Source organism: Parvibaculum sp. MBR-TMA-1.3b-4.2 (assembly GCF_053628815.1).
Map to the genome: position 1 here is coordinate 722,194 of NZ_JBRJHC010000001.1, position 18,382 is coordinate 740,575.

The following is an 18,382-nucleotide window of genomic DNA, read 5'->3' on the forward strand; positions in this document are numbered from 1 at the left end:
GAGGCCCTAGCCGTCCACCAGCAGGATATGCACGCTGCGCGGCCCATGCGCGCCCATCACCATGGTCGCCTCGATATCCCCGGTGCGCGAGGGCCCGCCGATGATGTTCACCGCGCGCGGCAGGTCGCGATTGCCGCCCTTTGCCCGCGCCGCCGTCCAGATGCCCTCGAAGCCGGACACGATCTGGCTTTTGCGCAGCACCACGAAATGGAAATCCGGCAGGAAGGCGATCCCGGTGACGTGATCCGCATCCGAGGTCAGCGCCAGCGCGCCCGTCTCCGCGCTCGCCGCCGCGCAGGCGCTCACCGCCGCCACGCCGTCCAGCGCATCGCGATCCATCTCGCGGCTGGTTCTCAAACCGGGGACATCTTCCCATGGCAGCGAGGCCAGTTCCGGCTCGTCGGAGACATGCAAAACGGGCATGGTTCCAATCTCGCCCAGCACGCGCTCAATCTCGCCCGGAACCTCGCTCAACCTCGACAATTCGGAGAGCCCGCAAGAGAGCTTCACCGCCTTCTCGCGGAACTGGGCGACCATCTCCTCGCCTGTCTTCATCGCCACGGCGGGCTTCATATGGCCGGATATCCCCGTCGCGCCGCCGCCCTGTTTCTTGCGGGCGAGCTTGCCGAGGATTTCGTCGCGCGCGCCCATCAGCTCCGCCTCCCCTTCTTATATTGCTCGAGGAAACTGCCGCCTTCCGGCGCTTTCAGGTCGCGCATCTGCGTCCATCCGCCTGCGAAACCGGGGAGCTTCTTCACCCAGCCTTTCGACGCCATCGCCCGCAAAACGCGCCCGCCCATGGAGGATGCGAGCCGATAAAGCGCCGGTTTGCCTGCGATCCAGCGCCATGCGCCCATGCCCCAGCGCTGGCCTGCGGGCGTGTAATGCTTTTCGAATTCCCGTTCCCGCCAGTGCCGCATCAAATTCGGCAGCGGGATGCGAACCGGGCAGACTTCCTCGCATTTTCCGCAGAAAGTCGAGGCATTAGGCAGGTTCGCCGCATGGGTGATCCCCGCGAGCGCGGGGGTCCACACCGCGCCCATCGGCCCTGAATAGACCGATCCATAAGCCTGCCCGCCCACCGAGGTGAAGACCGGACAGCCATTCAGGCAGGCCCCGCAGCGGATGCAGCGGAGCATGTCCTGGAACTCGCTCCCCAGCATGTCCGAGCGGCCATTGTCGACCAGCACGATATCGAAGGTTTCCGGCCCGTCCGGGTCGCTGTCGCGTTTCGGCCCGGTGTAGAGCGAGAGATAGTTCGCCGTGTCGAGGCCCAGCGCGGAACGCGGCAAAAGCCGCAGGAAAAGGCCGAGATCTTCAAGCGTCGGCACGATCTTCTCGATCCCCGTCACCGCGATGTGGTGCTTGGGCAGCGTGGCGGAGAGGTCTGCATTCCCCTCATTCGTGACGAGCGCGATGCTGCCCGTTTCCGCGACGAGGAAGTTCGCGCCGGTTATCCCCACATCGGCCTGCTTGAAACGCTCGCGCAGCACGATGCGCGCTTCGCGCACCAGCGCTTCCTTTTCCGTCACCTTTTCGGTGCGGCCATAGCGTTGATGCGCCTCGTAAAACGTGTCCGACACCTGTTCCTTGGTCAGGTGCAGGGCCGGGCCGACAATGTGGAACGGCTTTTCCTTGCGAAGCTGGATGATGTATTCGCCGAGATCGCTCTCGAACACTTCTATCCCCTGCTTTTCGAGATGGGGATTAAGTTCCAGCTCTTCGGTCACCATCGACTTCGATTTGACGACGGTTTTGGCGTTCACCTCCGCACAGAGGCGGCCAATGATCTCGTTGGCTTCCGATGCATTACGCGCCCAATGAACCCGGCCGCCATTGGCAACGACGCGTTCCTCGAACTGCTCGAGATAATCGCCGAGATTTTCCAGGACATGGTTTTTCACGTCCCGCGCCCGGTCGCGCATATCGCCGAATTCCGGCACTTGCGAGATGCCGATGTCGCGCAGCGCGGTGAACCCCTTGGCGAAGATGAAAAGCCCGCCCTGCAAAACCTTATCGTCGAGCGCATGCCGCGCATTCTCGGCAAAACGCTCGCTCGTCACATGCATTTCAGGCGCGTGTTGATCGTTTGGCGGCGTCATTTGGCGAGCCCTGCCAGCACTTCCGCCACATGCCAGACCTTGATATCGGAGCCTTTGCGGGCGAGCGCGCCTTCGATGTTCAGCATGCAACCCGCATCACCCATCGCGACGGCGCGCGCCTCCGTACCCTCGATATCGGCCAGCTTCTTGCGCACCATCTCGCCGGACACGTCCGGATATTTGACGCAGAAAAGCCCGCCGAACCCGCAACAAACCTCGGCATCGGGCAGATCCTTCAGCTCCAGCCCTTCCACGCTTTTCAGGAGCGTGCGCGGTTGCTGCTTCACCTTGAGTTCACGCAGGCCTGCGCAGCTATCGTGATAGGCAAGCGCGCCATCGAAACGCGCCTCGACTTCCTTCATGCCCGCCACATCGGTGAGGAAGGAGGTGAGTTCCCATGTCTTCGCCGCCAGCGCGCGTACAAGCTCCCCATCCGCGTCATTTTCATCGAAAAGGTCGGGATAATGCGTGCGGATCGTCCCCGCGCAGGACCCCGAGGGTACGACGACGTAATCATAGGGGGCATAAAGTTTTGCAAGACGCAGGGCGAAGTCCTTCGCGCCTGCCTTGTCGCCGCCATTCATGTTGGGCTGACCGCAGCAGGTCTGGTCGCGCGGGACCTCGGCCTCAAAGCCTGCCTGTTCCAGCAGTTTCAGACTCGCAAACCCGATTTCGGGCCGCATCGTATTGACGATGCAGGTGACGAAGAGCCCGACTTTTGCCATGGATGTTTCTCCCCTTGCCCGACACGCATGTCGAAGCGGTCTTTCGATCCAATCTAGACCCCGCCCCGGATGATTGCCAAATCGGCGTCCGAGTTTCCGGTCACGGTCAGTTCCTTGAAACGGCGGCGAACCGTCTCGCGGATGATCGCGGCGAGCTTGCGATAGGCGGTGGCCCGGCCGGCGCCCTTGCGCCAGGTCAGCGCCACGCGCCTTTCCAGCCTCTGCCCCTGCACCGGCAGGGCAACCACGTCGCTGCCCGACCTGATTTCGGAGAAGACATAAAGCGCAGGCAGAAAGCTCGCCCCCATGCCCATCCCGATCATCAGACGCAAGGCGTCGAGGCTGGTGCCTTCATAATCGGCCTGCATGCGGGCGCCGTAGCTCGCTGCCAGGCGCGAGACCTCGGCATGAAGCGGAAAGCGCATGCCGAGCGAGAGCATGGTTTCGTCCCTGATATCCTTCATCGTAACCCGGCCGCGCGCGGCAAGCGGATGATCCCGCGCCACCGCAAGATAAAGCGGCTCGTGAAAGAGCTCCTCATTGACGAAATCCTGCCCCGAAAAAGGAATTTGCGTGAGCAGCACGTCATGGCGCCCTTCGGACAACTCGCGCTTCTGCGCCTCAGGCTGACATTCGCGCACATAAAGGCTCAGCGAGGGATATTGCCTGTGCAGGCGCGCCACCACATGCGGCAGGAGATAGGGTCCGAGCGTGGAGAGCGAGCCGAGGCGGATCGTGCCCGCCAATCCGGTGCGCCCTTCGCGGGCAAAATCCAGTATCTCGCGCGCACCGGCCAGCACGGGACGGGCTTTCGCCACCACTTCTCTGCCGAGCGGCGTCAATGTGACGCCCGACCGGCTTCGTTCGACCAGATGCAGGCCCAGCGCCTCTTCCAGCACCTGAATCTGGGCGCTCAGGGTTGGCTGGCTGACCCCCAGCCGTTCCGCCGCCCGGCGGAAATGCGGCACCTCGTCCAGCGCGGCAAGATATTGGAGTTGCTTCAATGTCGGTTCGCTCGGATCCATCGCGAGACGCGCTCCTGATAGATTTTTTCTATCAAACTATCGCTTGAGTTTGCATTTTCTTCAACACCGCTTCGGCCTATTTGATTGATGTGTGTAATCAAACGGGAGAGCTTGAGAGTTGAGCGTCATCATCCAGCGTATCAGCGAGTTCCTGAAACTGGAGTCCGCCTCGGGGCTTATCCTCATGGGGGCGGCGCTTCTGGCGTTGCTGGCGAATAATTCGCCGCTAAGCCCTTGGTACGACACGCTTCTCTCTACTACCGTCGCCATTCAGATCGGCGAACTGGAAATCTCGAAAGCGCTGCTGCTCTGGATCAATGACGGCTTGATGGCCGTGTTCTTCTTTCTGGTCGGGCTGGAGATCAAGCGCGAGCTCATTCAGGGCGAGCTGTCGAGTTTCGACAAGGCCGCCCTTCCCGCCATCGCCGCGATCGGCGGCATGGCCGTCCCGGCCCTCATTTTCGTCGGTATCAACTGGGGATCGCCGGATACGCTCAATGGCTGGGCCATTCCCGCCGCCACCGACATCGCCTTCGCGCTCGGCATCCTTATGCTGCTCGGCAATCGCGTCCCCCTGGCGCTGAAGGTGATGTTGCTTGCCGTCGCCATTATCGACGACCTTGGCGCGATCCTCATTATCGCGCTCTTTTACACGAGCGACCTTTCTCTCGGTGTGCTGGGCCTTGCGGCCATCGGCTTCGCCGCGCTCGTTTCCCTCAACCTTTCAGGCGTCCGCCGCATCTCTCCCTATGTGCTTATCGGCATAGTGATCTGGGTGTGCGTCCTGAAATCCGGCATCCATGCCACGCTGGCCGGCGTGCTTATCGCACTCACCATCCCCCTCCGGACCGGCGATGGCGTGGATGCCGGAGTTGCGGGAGACCATCAGTCCCCGCTCCACAAGCTTGAGCATGACCTGCATCCGTGGATCGCCTATATGGTCCTGCCCCTCTTTGCCTTCGCCAATGCGGGTGTATCCTTCAGCGGCATGTCGCTTTCCGACATTACCGGCGTCTTGCCGCTCGGCATCGCCCTCGGCCTCATCATCGGCAAGCCGCTCGGCGTGTTCGGCTTCAGCTATCTCGCGGTGAAATCCGGGCTCGTGAAGCTCCCCGAGGGACTGAGCTGGGCGCATGTGGCGGGCCTGTCGGCGATCGCCGGTATCGGCTTCACCATGAGCCTCTTCATCGGCACGCTCGCCTTCAATTCCGGCGACCTTCTCAATGAGGTCCGTATCGGTGTGTTGCTCGGATCGACGGTCTCCGCGCTTGCAGGGTATTTCTTCCTGCGCGCGGTACTCGGGCAAGACAAGGGCGGCGAAACGGAAGACCGTCCGGTTTCCTCCTCCGGTCAGTCCGCTTCTGCGTCGCCGTCCTGATCCCGCGGAAAGAGGAGAATGTCTTCCGGCGCCACGCTCAACCAGACATCTGCGCCGGGTTCGACGTCCGACAAACGAGCAATATGGGCGGTCAGTGTCTGGCCGCCCATCTTCAGCTTCAGGTGAAGCCGGGTCGCGCGCCCCACAAAAACGCGAGACGTAACACCCGCCTCGGCGGCGTCCGTTCCTTCCGGCCTTTCGCGGGTCACTCTCACAGCCTCGGGCCGCATTAACGCCACGAGGTCGCCTGCAAGACCGCCTGACGGCACCGCGCCGAACGGCGTCACGGCCACCGTGCCGTCGCCGGCCACGGAAAAAGCGTTGGATTCGCCCAGAAACCGCATGGCGAAAGGCGTCTGCGGGCGCAGATAGAGCTCCTCAGGCGTTCCCTCCTGTTCGATCCGGCCTTCGCGCATGAGCGCGATGCGGTCGCCTAGGATCATCGCCTCTTCCGGATCATGCGTCACGACCACTGCGGCGACGCCGGTTTCACGCAGCACTTCACGCAATTCCTCATGCACGCGGCGGCGTAATACCGTGTCGAGCCCGGAGAAAGGTTCATCGAGCAGCAGGATGGAAGGATCCGGTGCCAGAGCGCGTGCCAGAGCGACCCGCTGCTGCTGACCGCCGGAGAGAACATGCGGATAGTCTCGCGCCTTCTCCGACAGGCCGAGCCTTTCAATCAGAGTGGCCGCCCGCTTTTCCGCATCGGCCGTCCCGCGCGGCATACCGAACAGGACGTTCTCCATCACCGTCAAATGAGGAAAAAGCGCAAAATCCTGAAAGACGAACCCGACATTGCGCCTTTCCGGCGGCAGGTGCAGCCCCTTCCCCTCGACCGCGCGTCCGTCCAGCTCGACCGTGCCGCTCCAGGGCGTTTCAAGACCCGAAACGATGCGCAGCAACGTCGTCTTGCCGCAGCCAGACGGCCCCAGCAGGCAGGTCACCCCCTGGCCGGCAACCGACAGCGACACGCCGTCGATCACGGCGCGCCCCTCATAGCCGTGCTTCACATCCTCGACCCGCAGCGCGGCCATAGCGTTCACATCAACACCTCTGTTTCAGGGCTCGCGCCGAAGTCCCGCGCTTTCGTGATCGCCCGGCTGATGATGAGGACAGGCAGTAGACCTGCCAGCGCAATGGCGAGCGAAGGAAGAGCGGCCTCGGCAAAACGCTCGTCGGCCGCCAGAGAATAAGCCGTCGTGGCCAGCGTGTCGAAGTTGAAAGGCCGAAGCACAAGCGTTGCAGGCAACTCCTTTATCACATCGACGAAGACCAGAAGGATCGCGGTCAACAGGCTGCCGCGAATGAGCGGCAGGTGGACATCGCGCAGCGTTCCCGTTGCGCCCCGCCCCAGCGTTCGCGCCGCCATGTCGAGCGACGGCCGCAAGCGGCTCAGCCCGCTTTCCACGGTGCCATGCGCCAGGGTCAGGAAACGCACCAGATAGGCAAAGAGAAGCGCCGCCACCGTGCCGGACAGGATAAGCCCGACCGACACGCCGAAAGCGCTCTCCATGAAACCGTTGACCGTACGGTCGAAAAAACCGAAGGGCACGAGAACGCCGATCGCCAGGACCGCACCGGGGACTGCATAGCCGAAACTCGCCGCGCGCGCGGCCAGCGCAGCGGGGCGGGAAACGCCGAGCCGTGTCGAATAGGCCAGCCCCACCGCAACCGCGACGCAGAGAAGCGCCGCTGCGCCGCCCAACGTCACGGAGCGCAACACCAGGGCCGCGAAATCCAGCGACAAGGCTGTTGAAAGCCTGGCACCCGACAGCCTTGCGAGGATGATCGCCGGTAACAGGAAACCGAAGAAGAAAGGCAGAAAACACAACAGGGATGCGCCCGCTCCGCGCCATCCGTACAGCCTTTGCCGTGGCGGCGACTTCATCCGGGATGTCTGAACGTAATAGGCGCGGCGTATGCGGCCCCTGCGCTCCAGCCAGACAAGGCCTGCAATGAAGACCAGCAGCACCAGCGCAATCTGCGCGCCGCCCGCCGCATCGCCCATCACCAGCCAGACGTTGAAAAGACCGGTTGTGAGCGTTTGAACCGAAAAAAGATCGACCACACCGAAATCACTCAGCGTTTCCATCAGACAGAGCATTATCCCCACCATGATGGAAGGCCAGGCAAGCGGGAGCGCCACGCGCCGGAACGCATCCCATTTCGTGCAGCCCAGCGTGCGCGACACTTCCAGCGCGCAAAGCGACTGCTCCAGGAACGCGGTGCGCGCCAGAAGGTAGACATAGGGAAAGAAGCTCATCGTCATCACGAAACCCGCTCCCTCGAGGGAGCGTATCTCGGGAAACCAATAGTCGCGGGGTGTCTGCCAGCCGAACAGATCGCGCAACGCCCCCTGAACGGGCCCTGCATATTCCAGAAGATCGGTATAGACGAAGGCAACCACATAGGCGGGCATGGCGAGCGGGAGAAGTAATGCCCATTCGAGAAATCGCGCGCCTGGAAAATCGTGCATGGTGACAAGCCATGCGCAGGCGGTACCGGCGAGGAAAACGCCGATCCCGACAAGCACCGCCAGCTTGATGGAGTTCAGAACATAGCCGGACAGCACTGTCTCCCAGAGATGCTGCCAATTGTCGCCGATGCCGCCGGTGAGCGCGATCCAGGCCACCGCCGCGACCGGAAACGCAACCAGAAGCGCCACAAGCAATGTGAGACCGGAGCGGGCACGCTCGGAAAAGAGAGGCGGACCGGCATCCATCCGCCCCGCTTTCCGCCCGGCACCCCGCCACCGAGGCGCCAGTTTCGCCATGTCAATCAAGCATCAGGACCCTGCGTTGAAGTCCACTTCGTTGACGAGCCTCAGCGCCTCGTCATGCAAGTCGGCGATCACGGCAAGGTCGACCGTATCGGCCTTGAACTCGCCCCAGCTCGCTACCGTATCGGACCATGGAACGCCTGGTTTCACCGGATATTCGTAGTTGGACTGCGCATAGATTTCCTGGGCCTTGTCCCCGGAGAGGAATTCCAGCAGCGCCACGGCCTCTTCACGGTTGTCGGCACCCTCAAGTACCGTCGCTCCGGAAATATTCACATGCGCGCCCGCGCCATTCTGGTCGGGAAAGATAATGTAGGCGGCTTCGGCCCATTTCCTCTGTTCGGGATCGGCCAGCATCTTGCCCATGTAGTAGGTGTTGCCGATCGCCAGATCGCACTGGCCTTCATAGATGGCTTTCACCTGGGCACGGTCATTGCCCTGGGGCTTGCGTGCGAGATTGGCCTTCACACCCCGCAGCCATTCTTTCGTCCGCTCCTCGCCATGTCGCGCAATCATGGCGGCGATCAGGCCCAGATTATAGGGATGATCGCCGGGACGGATGCAGATCCGTCCTTTCCATTTTTCGTCGGCAAGCCCCTGATAGGTCGTCAGCTCCCCCTCCGGCACACGATCCCTGGACGCATAAACGACACGAGCGCGCTGGGTAAGTCCCCACCATTTGCCGTCTTCCTGACGATACTGCGCCGGAATATTGGCCGCGAGCGTGTCCGTCATGACGGGGGCCGCAAATCCCGCTTCCTGCACCTCCACAAGGCGCGGCAGATCCGAGGTGAGGAACATGTCGGCGGGACCGGCCTCGCCTTCCGCCTTCAGCCGTTCGAGAAGCCCTGCCTTCGCGTAGACCATGTTGACCTCGATACCGGTCTGCTCGGTAAAGGCCTCGAAGAGAGGTTCCATCAAATAGGGTTGGCGGTAGGAATAGACATCGACCTGCCCGGCTTCCTCCGCGGAGACGGAGCGAATTTCGCCCAGGAGAAAGCCCGCAGCCATTGCGGCTGTTCCGATCAGCAGAACGGCGAGACGGCGTTTGCGGCGGTGACTTTTCATGTCGGCGTTCATGGCATCCTCGGAAGCTATGCAATTGCATCCTTTCTATTGCGGATCATTCTTAGTAACAAGAACAAAGGCAACATTCGGCCCGCTTCCGGGCCAGTTCCGACGGTGATACCCAAAAACAACAGTCAGATTTCTATTATCGGGTAATAACGCTGTTACCCTTTTCTGAGACATATATCGGACCTAAATAGGTCGCATATATCGAAACAATATACGTGACCGGCCATTCCACGGCCGGTTCCGCAAGGGAACAAGGCGATTTCTCCCCGATGCAGGTATCCACGCTTTGCCTGGGAGCGCTCATGCTGGGCGACTCCACCGGATATGAGATCAACAAGCTGTTCGAGGACGGCCTGTTCAGCCATTTCCTGGATGCGAGCTATGGCTCCATCTATCCGGCCCTTACGCGCCTGACCGAGCAAGGCATGCTCACCTGCACCGCCGAAGCCCAGGACGGCAGACCCGACAAAAAGGTCTATTCGCTCACCGACCGCGGGAAGGAAGCGCTTCGCGAGGCGCTGATGTCCCCTGTGTCCCCCGACAAGCACCGCTCCGAGTTCATCTTTGCCTCCATCTTTGCCGCGATGCTTCCCGGCCAACGCGTCACGGAACTGGTCGATGCGCAGCTTGCCAATTGCCGTGAAGACCTTGCCCGTATCGAAGACGCCCTCGCGTCCGATATCGATTGTTCATCCAAGCGCTTCGTCCTCGGCTACGGACAAGTCGTGATGAAGGCATCCATCGAATATCTCGAAAAACATCGACAAGACATCGAGGCAGCCGCCTCCCCCGAAACAGCGCCGGACGGTGCGGGCATTCCGGCCTGAACCGGATAAGACATTCAGAAATCGGTTGGTTACATGAAACGCTCATACCTTATCGCCCTCATCATCGGCGCCGTCTTCATCGTCTGGATCGGTCTCGGCCTGATTTTCGGCAATGACGACTCGCAGACTGCGCAAAAAGATGGCTCCGCGGGCGCACAGGAAGAACTGGTCGGTGTGCGCGTTATCAAACTGACGGCGCAACCCAAACGCACCTCGATCGTCATTCGCGGCCGGACGGAAGCAAAACGCGCCGTGAAGGTGCGCGCGGAAACGGCAGGCAACATTGCCGATCTGCCCGTTGAAAAAGGTCAGTTCGTGAAGAAAGGCGACACGCTCTGCAAAATCAGCGTGAACGCCCGTCAGGCCCGGCTCGATGAAGCCAGGGCGCTCGTGCAGCAGCGCCGCCTCGAATATGACGCCGCCCGCAAGCTCGCTGCCAAGGGCTATCGCTCGGAGACTCAGGCCGCAGGTACAAAGGCTGCCTATGACGCCTCCAAGGCACAGCTCAAACAGATGGAAGTCGAACTCGGCAATACCAATATCGTCGCGCCCTTCGACGGCATTTTCGACGACCGGGACGTGGAAATCGGCGACTTTCTCGCCGTCGGCCAGCCCTGCGGCCTTATGGTCCAGCTCGATCCCCTGAAAGTGACCGGACAGGTCGCGGAAGACAAGGTGAGCAATCTCCAGGTCGGAACGACGGGCATGGCGCGCCTTGTCACCGGTGAGAAGGTGGAAGGTAAGATCATCTTCGTCGCCAAGACGGCGGACGAGGCCACGCGTACCTTCCGGGTCGAAATGGAAGTGCCCAACCCCGACCGCAAGATGCGCTCCGGCGTAACGGCGGAGATCGTGGTTCCGAGCCAGCCCGTCATGGCGCATCTCGTTCCGAGTTCGGTGATTTCACTGAACGATCAGGGTGTCATCGGCGTGCGTACCGTGGATAACGACGACCGGGTGCAGTTCTACGAGGCCAAGCTGGTGGACGACACACCGGAAGGTCTGTGGGTTTCCGGCCTGCCGGAAACGGTGCGGCTCATCACCGTCGGGCAGGACTATGTCACCAAGGGTCAGAAGGTCCGGGTGGAACTCGATAGCAAGAGCGGAGCTTCATCGTGAACCAGTTCATCGACGCGGCGCTCAATCGCTCGCGCACCGTCATCACGACGCTTGTTCTGCTGATCCTCGCAGGCACGCTTGCCTATGTGACGATCCCCAAGGAAGCGGACCCGGATATTCCCATTCCGGTGTTCTTCGTTTCCATCATCCACCAAGGCATTTCACCGGAAGATTCCGAACGCCTGCTCGTCCGCCCCATGGAGACCGAGCTACGCTCGCTGGAGGGACTGGATGAAATGGTGTCGACGTCCGCCCAGGGATATGGCGGAATCCTGCTCAAGTTCGACGTGGACTTCGACAAGGAAGCCGCGTTGCAGGATGTGCGCGACAAGGTCGACCTCGCCAAGGCAAAGCTTCCCGACGACACGGAAGAGCCCGTCATCAACGAATTCAACACATCGTTGTTTCCGGTTCTGATCGTCACCCTGTCGGGCGATGTGCCCGAACGCACGCTCTACAATGCTGCGCGCAGCCTGAAAGATGAGATCGAAGGCGTGCCGACCGTGCTCTCCGCCGACCTGGTGGGCAACCGCGAGGAATTACTCGAGGTCGTTATCGACCCCGCAAAACTCGAGTCCTACAACATCTCGCAGCAAGAGCTCATCAATGCGGTGACTCTCAACAACCGACTCGTCGCGGCCGGTAACATCGATACCGGTCAGGGCCGTTTCTCTGTGAAGGTGCCCGGCCTCTTCGAAACACGTAAAGACGTGCTGAACCTGCCGATCAAGGTGTCGGGCGAGGGTGTGGTAACGCTGTCTGACGTGGCCGATATCAGGCGGACCTTCAAGGATCCGGACAGTTATGCCCGGTTCAACGGCAAGCAGGCTATCGCGCTACAGATTACCAAGCGCATCGGCACCAACATCATCGACAACAACCAGCAGGTGCGGGACGTTGTCGCCAAGTTCACGAAGAACTGGCCCGGCGCCATCAAGGTGAATTTCTCGCTCGATGCGTCGGACTGGATCAATCGGTCCATCAGTTCGCTGCAGGCCTCGATTCTGCTTGCCATCGTGCTGGTGATGATCGTGGTGGTGGCCGCGCTCGGCTTGCGTTCCGGCCTGCTGGTCGGCTTTGCCATCCCGACCTCTTTCATGATCGGTTTCTTTTTCCTGCAAACAGCCGGTTACACCGTCAACATGATGGTGATGTTCGGGCTGCTGCTGGCGGTGGGCATGCTGGTCGACGGCGCCATCGTGGTCGTCGAATATGCCGACCGTAAAATGGCCGAGGGTATGCACCGGCAGGAGGCCTATGGCCTGGCCGCCAAGCGCATGTTCTGGCCGATTGCTTCTTCCACCGCGACAACGCTCGCGGCTTTCCTTCCGCTTCTGCTCTGGCCGGGCGTCAGCGGCAAATTCATGTCCTACTTGCCGATTACGCTGATCGTCGTGTTGTCGGCCTCTCTTCTAACGGCCCTCATCTTTCTGCCCGTCGTCGGGTCGATTTTCGGCAAAGCCGATGATGCGGACAGCGATACGCTGAAGATGTTGGCGGGGGCGGAGACCGGCGATATCCGAGGCCTGCCCGGCCTTACCGGTAAATATGTCCGGCTTCTGGACCGGCTGCTGCCGCATCCCGGCAAGGTCCTGCTTGCCACGATGTGCGTGCTGGTGGGGACAATCGTGCTCTACAGCATCTTCAATCACGGCGTCGAGTTCTTCGTCGACACCGAGCCCGAACAGGCCACCGTGATGGTGAGCGCCCGCGGCAACCTCTCAGCGAAGGAAACGCTGCGGTTGTCGCAGGGGGTAGAAAAGATCGTTCGTGATACGGACGGTGTGGACACGGTATTCACGACCGCAGGCCCGGGGCTTGGCGCGGGTGGACGACGCCCGGGAAGCGGCGGCGGCGGCGAAACGCCGAAAGACCTCATTGCCCAGTTGTTCGTCGAGTTGAAGCCCTATGAGCAAAGGCGCAAGGGCGCGATCATTCTGCAGGAAATCCGCGACAAGACCGCGAAGCTTGCCGGCATCAAGGTCGAGGTCCGCAAGCAGGAAAACGGCCCGCCGACCGGCAAGGACGTTCAGGTTCAGCTGACCGGGTCGAATTATGCCGACCTTGTCGAGGCTGCCGGAAAGGTACGCAAGCTGCTCGAAAACGATGTCGAAGGGCTGATCGACTTCGAAGACAGCCGTCCGCTGCCCGGTATCGAATGGGTTATGTCGGTGGACCGCGAGATGGCTGGCCGCTTCGGCACGGATGTAACTTCGGTCGGTTCTGTCATTCAGCTTGTTACCAACGGCATCCTCGTCGGGAAATACCGCCCGGACGATGCGCAGGATGAAGTCGACATCCGCGCACGCTTCCCGGAGCAATACCGGGTGATCGACCAGCTCGACCAGCTTCGCGTGCAAACACCGCAAGGTCAGGTGCCGCTCTCCAACTTCGTGAATCGCGAGGCGGAACCGCAGGTGACGACGATCGAACGCGTGGACGCTATGCGCCGCATCATGGTGAAGGCGAACACCGCCACGAACCCTGAAACGGGCGAGAAGGTTAACGTCAACGCCAAGGTTCTGGAAATCAGCCAGAAACTGGAAGGGGTCGATTTGCCGCCCAGCGTACGTGTGGTTTTCCGCGGCGCAAACGAAGAGCAGCAGAAGTCGGCGGCGTTCCTTGGAAAGGCGATGATCGGTGCGCTGTTCCTGATGTTCATCATCCTGCTGACGCAGTTCAACAGCTTCTACCACTCATTCCTGACGCTCTCGACGGTTGTCCTGTCGACCGTGGGTGTGCTGCTCGGCATGCTTGTCACCGGGCAGCCCTTCTCCGTCATCATGACGGGCACGGGCATTCTCGCGCTGGCAGGTATCGTGGTGAACAATTCCATCGTGCTGATCGATACCTACCAGCGCTTGCTGCATGACGGCATGGAGCCCGTTGAAGCGACACTGCGCACGGCAGGACAGCGCCTTCGGCCGATCATGCTGACGACGATCACGACGATGTTCGGCCTGCTGCCCATGGCATTGCAGATCAACATCAACTTCTTCGGGGCCCATGGGTTGCCGGAAATCGAACTTGGCGGCCCGGTGGCAGCCTGGTGGGTGCAGCTTTCGACTGCCGTTATTTTCGGCCTCGGTTTTTCCACGCTCCTCACACTTGTGCTGATTCCGATCCTTCTGGTGGCGCCCGATCACTGGCGTCAGCACCCGATTTGGCTCTGGCGGAAGATGAAGGAGCTCATCCACAGGCTGATGGCGCGCATCCGGCCTGCAGGCGGGTCGCATCAGCCGGCGGATTAGGGAAGTCAGGCCAACACACACGAAAAGGCGGGTCTTGACCCGCCTTTTCTCGCTTTTAGGATCATATCGGAGCGGGTGGGCGCCGAAATAAGGACAGAGAAGCCCTTTTGACTTGCAAGACCGTCCTGGCAGCCGCGGCCGGCATTGTGACATGCGCCATTGCCGGGGCAGTCCATGCCAGTTCCATCCAGCCCTCCAGCGAAGGCGACAATCCGGGCATTTCACCGGAAGCGCGAGCGCCTGCTATGTCTCAGCCAGACAGCACGGAACCGGGCACCTCATTTCACCTTGGCGGCGCCATCAGGGTGAATGCCTTTCGCAAGAGCTGGGAGAGTGCGCAGAAGCGCCGAAAACTCTCCAGGAATGTGCGGCTGGACGCGGTCATGCTCGACCTCGACTTCCAGTCGGGGCGATGGGACGGCTCGGCGCAATATCGCGTCTATTACTATAGTGATACCGGCAGGACGACCCATTTCCCTCATCATGCATGGGTGGGATACTGGCTGGACGACCGACAGAAAATTCAGGCGGGTATCCAGAAAGTGCCTTTCGGCCTGCTTCCCTTCGCCTCCAACAACTTCTTTTTCTCCCTCGCCTTCTACGCAGGCCTTGAAGACGACTACGACGCGGGCATCAGCTACCGACGACGACAAGCCGGATGGGTTTTCGACGCCTCCTATTTTCCGGCCGACGAAGGAAGCTGGGGCGGCAACAGCAACGACAGTGCGCGCTATTCCTACGATATCGTCTCCGATGGTGTCCGAGAGAACCGCGAACGACATCAGATCAATCTGCGGCTCGCCCGAGAGTTCGCATTCGACAATGGCATCCATGGCGAAGCCGGTCTGTCGTTGCAATACGGCCTGTTGCCGAATGGTATTACCGGGCGGAACGGGCATCAGGACGCGGAAGCCGTTCACACCAATCTTCGCTATGGAAACTGGAACCTTAAAGCGGAGGCCATCCGCTACCGCTATGACGTAGAAAATCCGGCATACCAGGATGACAGATATGTCGTGATGGGCGCCTACGACTTCCCCTATCACGTCGCGGCAAGCGGCCAGATATATGTCGCCAGCCTCAGCCATAGCTGGGACATCCCGGGAAGTCTGCTCGACAGCATCACCGTCTATAGCGACTACAGCTATTTTCTGAAGACCGAAAGCGGCTATTCGGACAGCCAGCAACAGGTGTTCGGCGCCGGGTTCGACTTCGATGGCCCGCTCTATGTCACAACCGACATCGCGCTCGGTCAGAACAACGCCTATATCGGTCCCGATTTCACCAATGCCCTGGCCGCGGGCAATCGGGACAGCGGCTGGTCGAGCCGCCTCAATCTCAATGTTGCGCTTTACTTCTAAAACCCGCCGCCGGCCGGCCCCGGTGCATTCATCACGGTACGAAAGCCGAGATGGCTCGTGGGCAGATCCACTTCCTGAGGCTGACGTGCTGCGGCGCGGTAACGCATGCAATAGTTCGGCGCGCAAAGATAGGAGCCGCCCTTGATGACGTAACGCGCGACCGGCGCAGCGTCACCCCGTGCCCCGCCGCCGTTGAAATCGTCGGCAGGCGTATAGTCGTGGCGCGAGGCGTAGCGGCTCGACGTCCATTCCCAGGCATTGCCAATCATGTCGTACAGCCCCAATGCATTGGGCTTGTAGCAGCCCACAGGCGCCAACCCGACGAACCCGTCATCGGCCTTGTTGATGACGGGGAAGATGCCCTGCCATGTGTTCGCCTCGACGGGCTGGCGGGAGGGATGCTGGTCGGGATGGCTGTCGGGATCCGCGGCACGCGCAGCCCATTCCCATTGTTCTTCGGTGGGGAGGCTCCTCCCCTTCCAATCGGCATAGGCCAGAGCATCCTCATAAGCGAGATTCATGACCGGAAAGGAACCCCGCCCCTTAATATCGGTATCGGGGCCGCCCGGATGGCGCCAGTTCGCACCCGGCACGAATTGCCACCATTGGGAGATATCCCCCAGGCCATTCACATCGTTGGGCATGATGAAGACGACGGCGCCGGGCATGCGCATTTTCGGCGGCAGGTCGGGATGCATACGGGGGTCCGCGCCCCGCTCCGCCCTTGTGACATACCTCGTCGCGGCGACGAATTCGGCAAACTCGTCGTTTGTCACTTCGGTACGGTCCATCCAGAAGCCGGAAACGACGACGGATGTCGGCGGCCCTTCTTCCGGGTAAACCATTCCGCCCATGCGATACTCGCCTGCGGGCACATATGCAATCCCGGGATGAGAGCTGTCGGCGCCATTTTCATGCGGGCAGGACAAGGGACCGCGCGCCGCCATCTGCGCCGTGCTCCATGCGCTCCCGAACCAGAGCGCGGCCAGGAGAAGCAACACGAGAGCCGCTCCTCCCGCCAGCCAGCCAAGCATCGCTGTCCTTGTCATCTTCGCTCCGGAAATTTCAGTTCGACCAGTAGATATATTCATCCGTCGGCTTGTCCGGTTCTCCCAGAGGGTGATCGATGGGGATCGGTCCCTCCAGCAGCGACGGCCAGAGCGGCTTTGCCTGATTGCTGTCGATCTCCGCAAGCATCGCCTTCATTTCGGCGAGTTTTTCCGTCTCGCTACCGGCCATGTTGACCTGCTCCGTCGGATCGTTTCGCAGGTTGAAAAGCCAGTCCTTTTTCGGTTTCTCGGAAACTTGGAGTTTCCAGTCGCCGGACAGCAGAACCTTGTAGTCACCGGAGCGCCAGAAAAGCGATTTATGCGGATTACCCGCACTTTCTCCGTCGACATATTGCAGCAGGTTGCGGCCATCCATGACGCGGTCCTCGGGCTCGGCGGCCCCGGCGGCAGCTGCGGCGGTTCCGAAAATATCCACATGCGCCACCGGTTCGTCATAACGGGTACCGGCGGAGAGCTGCGCCGGCCAGCGCATGAAGAAGGGAACGCGGATGCCGCCCTGAAAGAAAGTCGCCTTCCAGCCGCGATAGGGTTTGTTGATATCATCGAGGCCGATGTAGTGGGCGCCGCCATTGTCGCTGGTGAAAATCACCAGCGTGTTTTCGTCCAGCCCGTCCTTCTTCAACTGCTCAAGCACTTTGCCGACACCACGGTCGAGCGCGCGGATCATTGCCGCATAGACACGCAGGCGATGGTTCTCGATCCCCGACAAGGCATCATAGTCCGACTTCAGGGCCTGAAGCGGCGTATGCGCCGCGTTAAACGAGAGATACATGAAAAAGGGCCGGTTCCGGTTTGCATGGATCGCTTTCGCGGCTTCGTCGGCCAGATAGTCGGTCATGTATTGCGCCGGCTTGAAGCGGGGCCCGGTATCCTTGCGGACCGCGAAAGGCAGGTTGGCCCAGAGGAACCGATCGATGGGGTCGAAATCCTGACGAGAATTGACGACGCGGGGGTCGTCCGGATCCAGAAACATCGAGGCGCCGGGGAGGAAGCCCAGAAACTCGTCGAAGCCTTGCGATTGCGGCCGCGATGTGGGCGTTCCGCCCAGATGCCATTTGCCGAGTAAAAGCGTGCGGTAGCCTCTTGTCTTGAGAAGCTCGGCAATTGTGATTTCTTCAGCCGGAACACCAAGCTTGTTGGGATCGTCCGGCCACTCGGCCACGCGTTCTTCGTGAAAGACCGGTTTCCTGATCTGCTGATCGTTGGAGAAGGTGCCGACAAGACGCTCGAACGCCACCGGCGCGGGCGTGAATTCGAAGCCGAAACGGGTGGCGTAACGCCCCGTCATGATCGCCGCGCGGGACGGCGCACAGGTGGCGTTACCCGCATAACCTTGCGTGAAATCCACGCCGTCACGTCCGATGGAATCGATATTCGGCGTGGGAACAGCCCCGCCTGCGACCCCGCCTCCATTGAAGGTGATGTCGTTATATCCGAGATCATCCGCGAGGATTACGACAATGTTCGGCGCGCGCTTTTGTGCCGGTACGCTCGCGGTCTCCGGCCCCTCTTCCCAGGCCACCGTCTGCGTCGGCCCGATGGGGTCGCGCCATTCAGCCAGGAGGCCCGGCACATAGATCCAGTATTTCGAGGCCACGACCCAGCCGACGATCAATATGGCGACCGTCGCACCAGTCCAGATAGCGACACGCTTGCTCATCCCTG

Annotated in this window: 14 protein-coding genes; 5 read left to right on the forward strand and 9 right to left on the reverse strand. The window is 61.1% G+C overall.

Features of this window, described 5'->3' with window-relative positions:
* Window positions 1-6: 6 nt before the first annotated feature.
* The 4 genes from ACSSVQ_RS03680 to ACSSVQ_RS03695 are packed head-to-tail and all read right to left on the reverse strand — an operon-like array spanning window position 7 to window position 3,852.
* Window positions 7-651 carry a LutC/YkgG family protein gene (locus ACSSVQ_RS03680; RefSeq protein WP_454180879.1) on the reverse strand — a complete coding sequence of 215 codons (645 nt, stop codon included), beginning with the start codon at window positions 649-651 and terminating at the stop codon, window positions 7-9.
* Entirely contained in the window at window positions 651-2,102 is a 1,452-nt protein-coding gene (locus tag ACSSVQ_RS03685; protein ID WP_454180880.1) for a LutB/LldF family L-lactate oxidation iron-sulfur protein, read from the reverse strand. Before ACSSVQ_RS03685 ends, ACSSVQ_RS03680 begins: the two co-directional genes overlap by 1 nt.
* Window positions 2,099-2,827: a (Fe-S)-binding protein gene (locus tag ACSSVQ_RS03690; RefSeq protein ID WP_454180881.1), complete on the reverse strand. Its 729-nt coding sequence runs from the start codon at window positions 2,825-2,827 to the stop codon at window positions 2,099-2,101. The genes ACSSVQ_RS03685 and ACSSVQ_RS03690 overlap by 4 nt, the downstream gene beginning before the upstream one ends.
* A 53-nt stretch (window positions 2,828-2,880) precedes the next feature.
* A complete protein-coding gene (locus ACSSVQ_RS03695; protein ID WP_454180882.1) occupies window positions 2,881-3,852 on the reverse strand; it encodes a hydrogen peroxide-inducible genes activator in 972 nt (323 codons plus the stop codon).
* Between the two features lie 118 nt (window positions 3,853-3,970).
* Between ACSSVQ_RS03695 and nhaA the strand changes: the two genes are divergently transcribed.
* Window positions 3,971-5,230, forward strand: a complete 1,260-nt coding sequence (gene nhaA, locus ACSSVQ_RS03700) for a Na+/H+ antiporter NhaA (RefSeq protein ID WP_454180883.1) — start codon at window positions 3,971-3,973, stop codon at window positions 5,228-5,230.
* Here nhaA and ACSSVQ_RS03705 read toward each other — a convergent pair.
* From ACSSVQ_RS03705 to ACSSVQ_RS03715, 3 genes are all read right to left on the reverse strand, one after another.
* Entirely contained in the window at window positions 5,203-6,267 is a 1,065-nt protein-coding gene (locus tag ACSSVQ_RS03705; protein WP_454184643.1) for an ABC transporter ATP-binding protein, read from the reverse strand. The genes nhaA and ACSSVQ_RS03705 overlap by 28 nt on opposite strands.
* Window positions 6,268-6,272: 5 nt before the next feature.
* Window positions 6,273-7,955: an ABC transporter permease gene (locus ACSSVQ_RS03710; RefSeq protein ID WP_454180884.1), complete on the reverse strand. Its 1,683-nt coding sequence runs from the start codon at window positions 7,953-7,955 to the stop codon at window positions 6,273-6,275.
* 63 nt (window positions 7,956-8,018) lie between these two features.
* Entirely contained in the window at window positions 8,019-9,092 is a 1,074-nt protein-coding gene (locus ACSSVQ_RS03715; protein ID WP_454180885.1) for a Fe(3+) ABC transporter substrate-binding protein, read from the reverse strand.
* Window positions 9,093-9,391: 299 nt separating this feature from the next.
* On the opposite strand from ACSSVQ_RS03715, the gene ACSSVQ_RS03720 reads away from it, so the two are divergent.
* The 4 genes from ACSSVQ_RS03720 to ACSSVQ_RS03735 all read left to right on the forward strand — a co-directional run bounded on the left by ACSSVQ_RS03720 (window position 9,392) and on the right by ACSSVQ_RS03735 (window position 15,647).
* The gene (locus ACSSVQ_RS03720) at window positions 9,392-9,916 is read left to right on the forward strand and encodes a PadR family transcriptional regulator (protein WP_454180886.1); all 525 of its coding nucleotides are present in this window, start codon (window positions 9,392-9,394) and stop codon (window positions 9,914-9,916) included.
* 33 nt (window positions 9,917-9,949) lie between these two features.
* Window positions 9,950-11,035 (forward strand): efflux RND transporter periplasmic adaptor subunit, encoded by a 1,086-nt coding sequence (locus ACSSVQ_RS03725; protein WP_454180887.1) that lies wholly within the window; start codon window positions 9,950-9,952, stop codon window positions 11,033-11,035.
* The gene (locus tag ACSSVQ_RS03730; RefSeq protein ID WP_293323909.1) at window positions 11,032-14,286 is read left to right on the forward strand and encodes an efflux RND transporter permease subunit; all 3,255 of its coding nucleotides are present in this window, start codon (window positions 11,032-11,034) and stop codon (window positions 14,284-14,286) included. Before ACSSVQ_RS03725 ends, ACSSVQ_RS03730 begins: the two co-directional genes overlap by 4 nt.
* Before the next feature lie 245 nt (window positions 14,287-14,531).
* Complete coding sequence (locus ACSSVQ_RS03735) at window positions 14,532-15,647, forward strand: porin (RefSeq protein WP_454180888.1); 1,116 nt, start codon at window positions 14,532-14,534, stop codon at window positions 15,645-15,647.
* On the opposite strand, the gene ACSSVQ_RS03740 is transcribed toward ACSSVQ_RS03735, so the two are convergent.
* Together ACSSVQ_RS03740 and ACSSVQ_RS03745 are read right to left on the reverse strand one after the other, a co-directional pair.
* Window positions 15,644-16,696, reverse strand: coding sequence for an SUMF1/EgtB/PvdO family nonheme iron enzyme (locus ACSSVQ_RS03740; RefSeq protein WP_454180889.1), 1,053 nt, complete (start codon window positions 16,694-16,696; stop codon window positions 15,644-15,646). The genes ACSSVQ_RS03735 and ACSSVQ_RS03740 overlap by 4 nt on opposite strands.
* Before the next feature lie 16 nt (window positions 16,697-16,712).
* Window positions 16,713-18,377, reverse strand: coding sequence for a sulfatase-like hydrolase/transferase (locus tag ACSSVQ_RS03745; protein ID WP_454180890.1), 1,665 nt, complete (start codon window positions 18,375-18,377; stop codon window positions 16,713-16,715).
* Window positions 18,378-18,382: the final 5 nt, after the last annotated feature.

Coding starts and splice junctions, on each gene's coding strand:
- ACSSVQ_RS03695 (WP_454180882.1), bottom strand. CDS start 3,852: ATGGATCCGAGCGAACCGACATTGAAGCAACTCCAATATCTTGCCGCG.
- ACSSVQ_RS03720 (WP_454180886.1), top strand. CDS start 9,392: ATGCTGGGCGACTCCACCGGATATGAGATCAACAAGCTGTTCGAGGAC.
- ACSSVQ_RS03705 (WP_454184643.1), bottom strand. CDS start 6,267: ATGGCCGCGCTGCGGGTCGAGGATGTGAAGCACGGCTATGAGGGGCGC.
- ACSSVQ_RS03710 (WP_454180884.1), bottom strand. CDS start 7,955: ATGGATGCCGGTCCGCCTCTCTTTTCCGAGCGTGCCCGCTCCGGTCTC.
- ACSSVQ_RS03725 (WP_454180887.1), top strand. CDS start 9,950: ATGAAACGCTCATACCTTATCGCCCTCATCATCGGCGCCGTCTTCATC.
- ACSSVQ_RS03735 (WP_454180888.1), top strand. CDS start 14,532: ATGTCTCAGCCAGACAGCACGGAACCGGGCACCTCATTTCACCTTGGC.
- ACSSVQ_RS03685 (WP_454180880.1), bottom strand. CDS start 2,102: ATGACGCCGCCAAACGATCAACACGCGCCTGAAATGCATGTGACGAGC.
- ACSSVQ_RS03715 (WP_454180885.1), bottom strand. CDS start 9,092: ATGAACGCCGACATGAAAAGTCACCGCCGCAAACGCCGTCTCGCCGTT.
- ACSSVQ_RS03690 (WP_454180881.1), bottom strand. CDS start 2,827: ATGGCAAAAGTCGGGCTCTTCGTCACCTGCATCGTCAATACGATGCGG.
- ACSSVQ_RS03745 (WP_454180890.1), bottom strand. CDS start 18,377: ATGAGCAAGCGTGTCGCTATCTGGACTGGTGCGACGGTCGCCATATTG.
- ACSSVQ_RS03680 (WP_454180879.1), bottom strand. CDS start 651: ATGGGCGCGCGCGACGAAATCCTCGGCAAGCTCGCCCGCAAGAAACAG.
- ACSSVQ_RS03740 (WP_454180889.1), bottom strand. CDS start 16,696: ATGACAAGGACAGCGATGCTTGGCTGGCTGGCGGGAGGAGCGGCTCTC.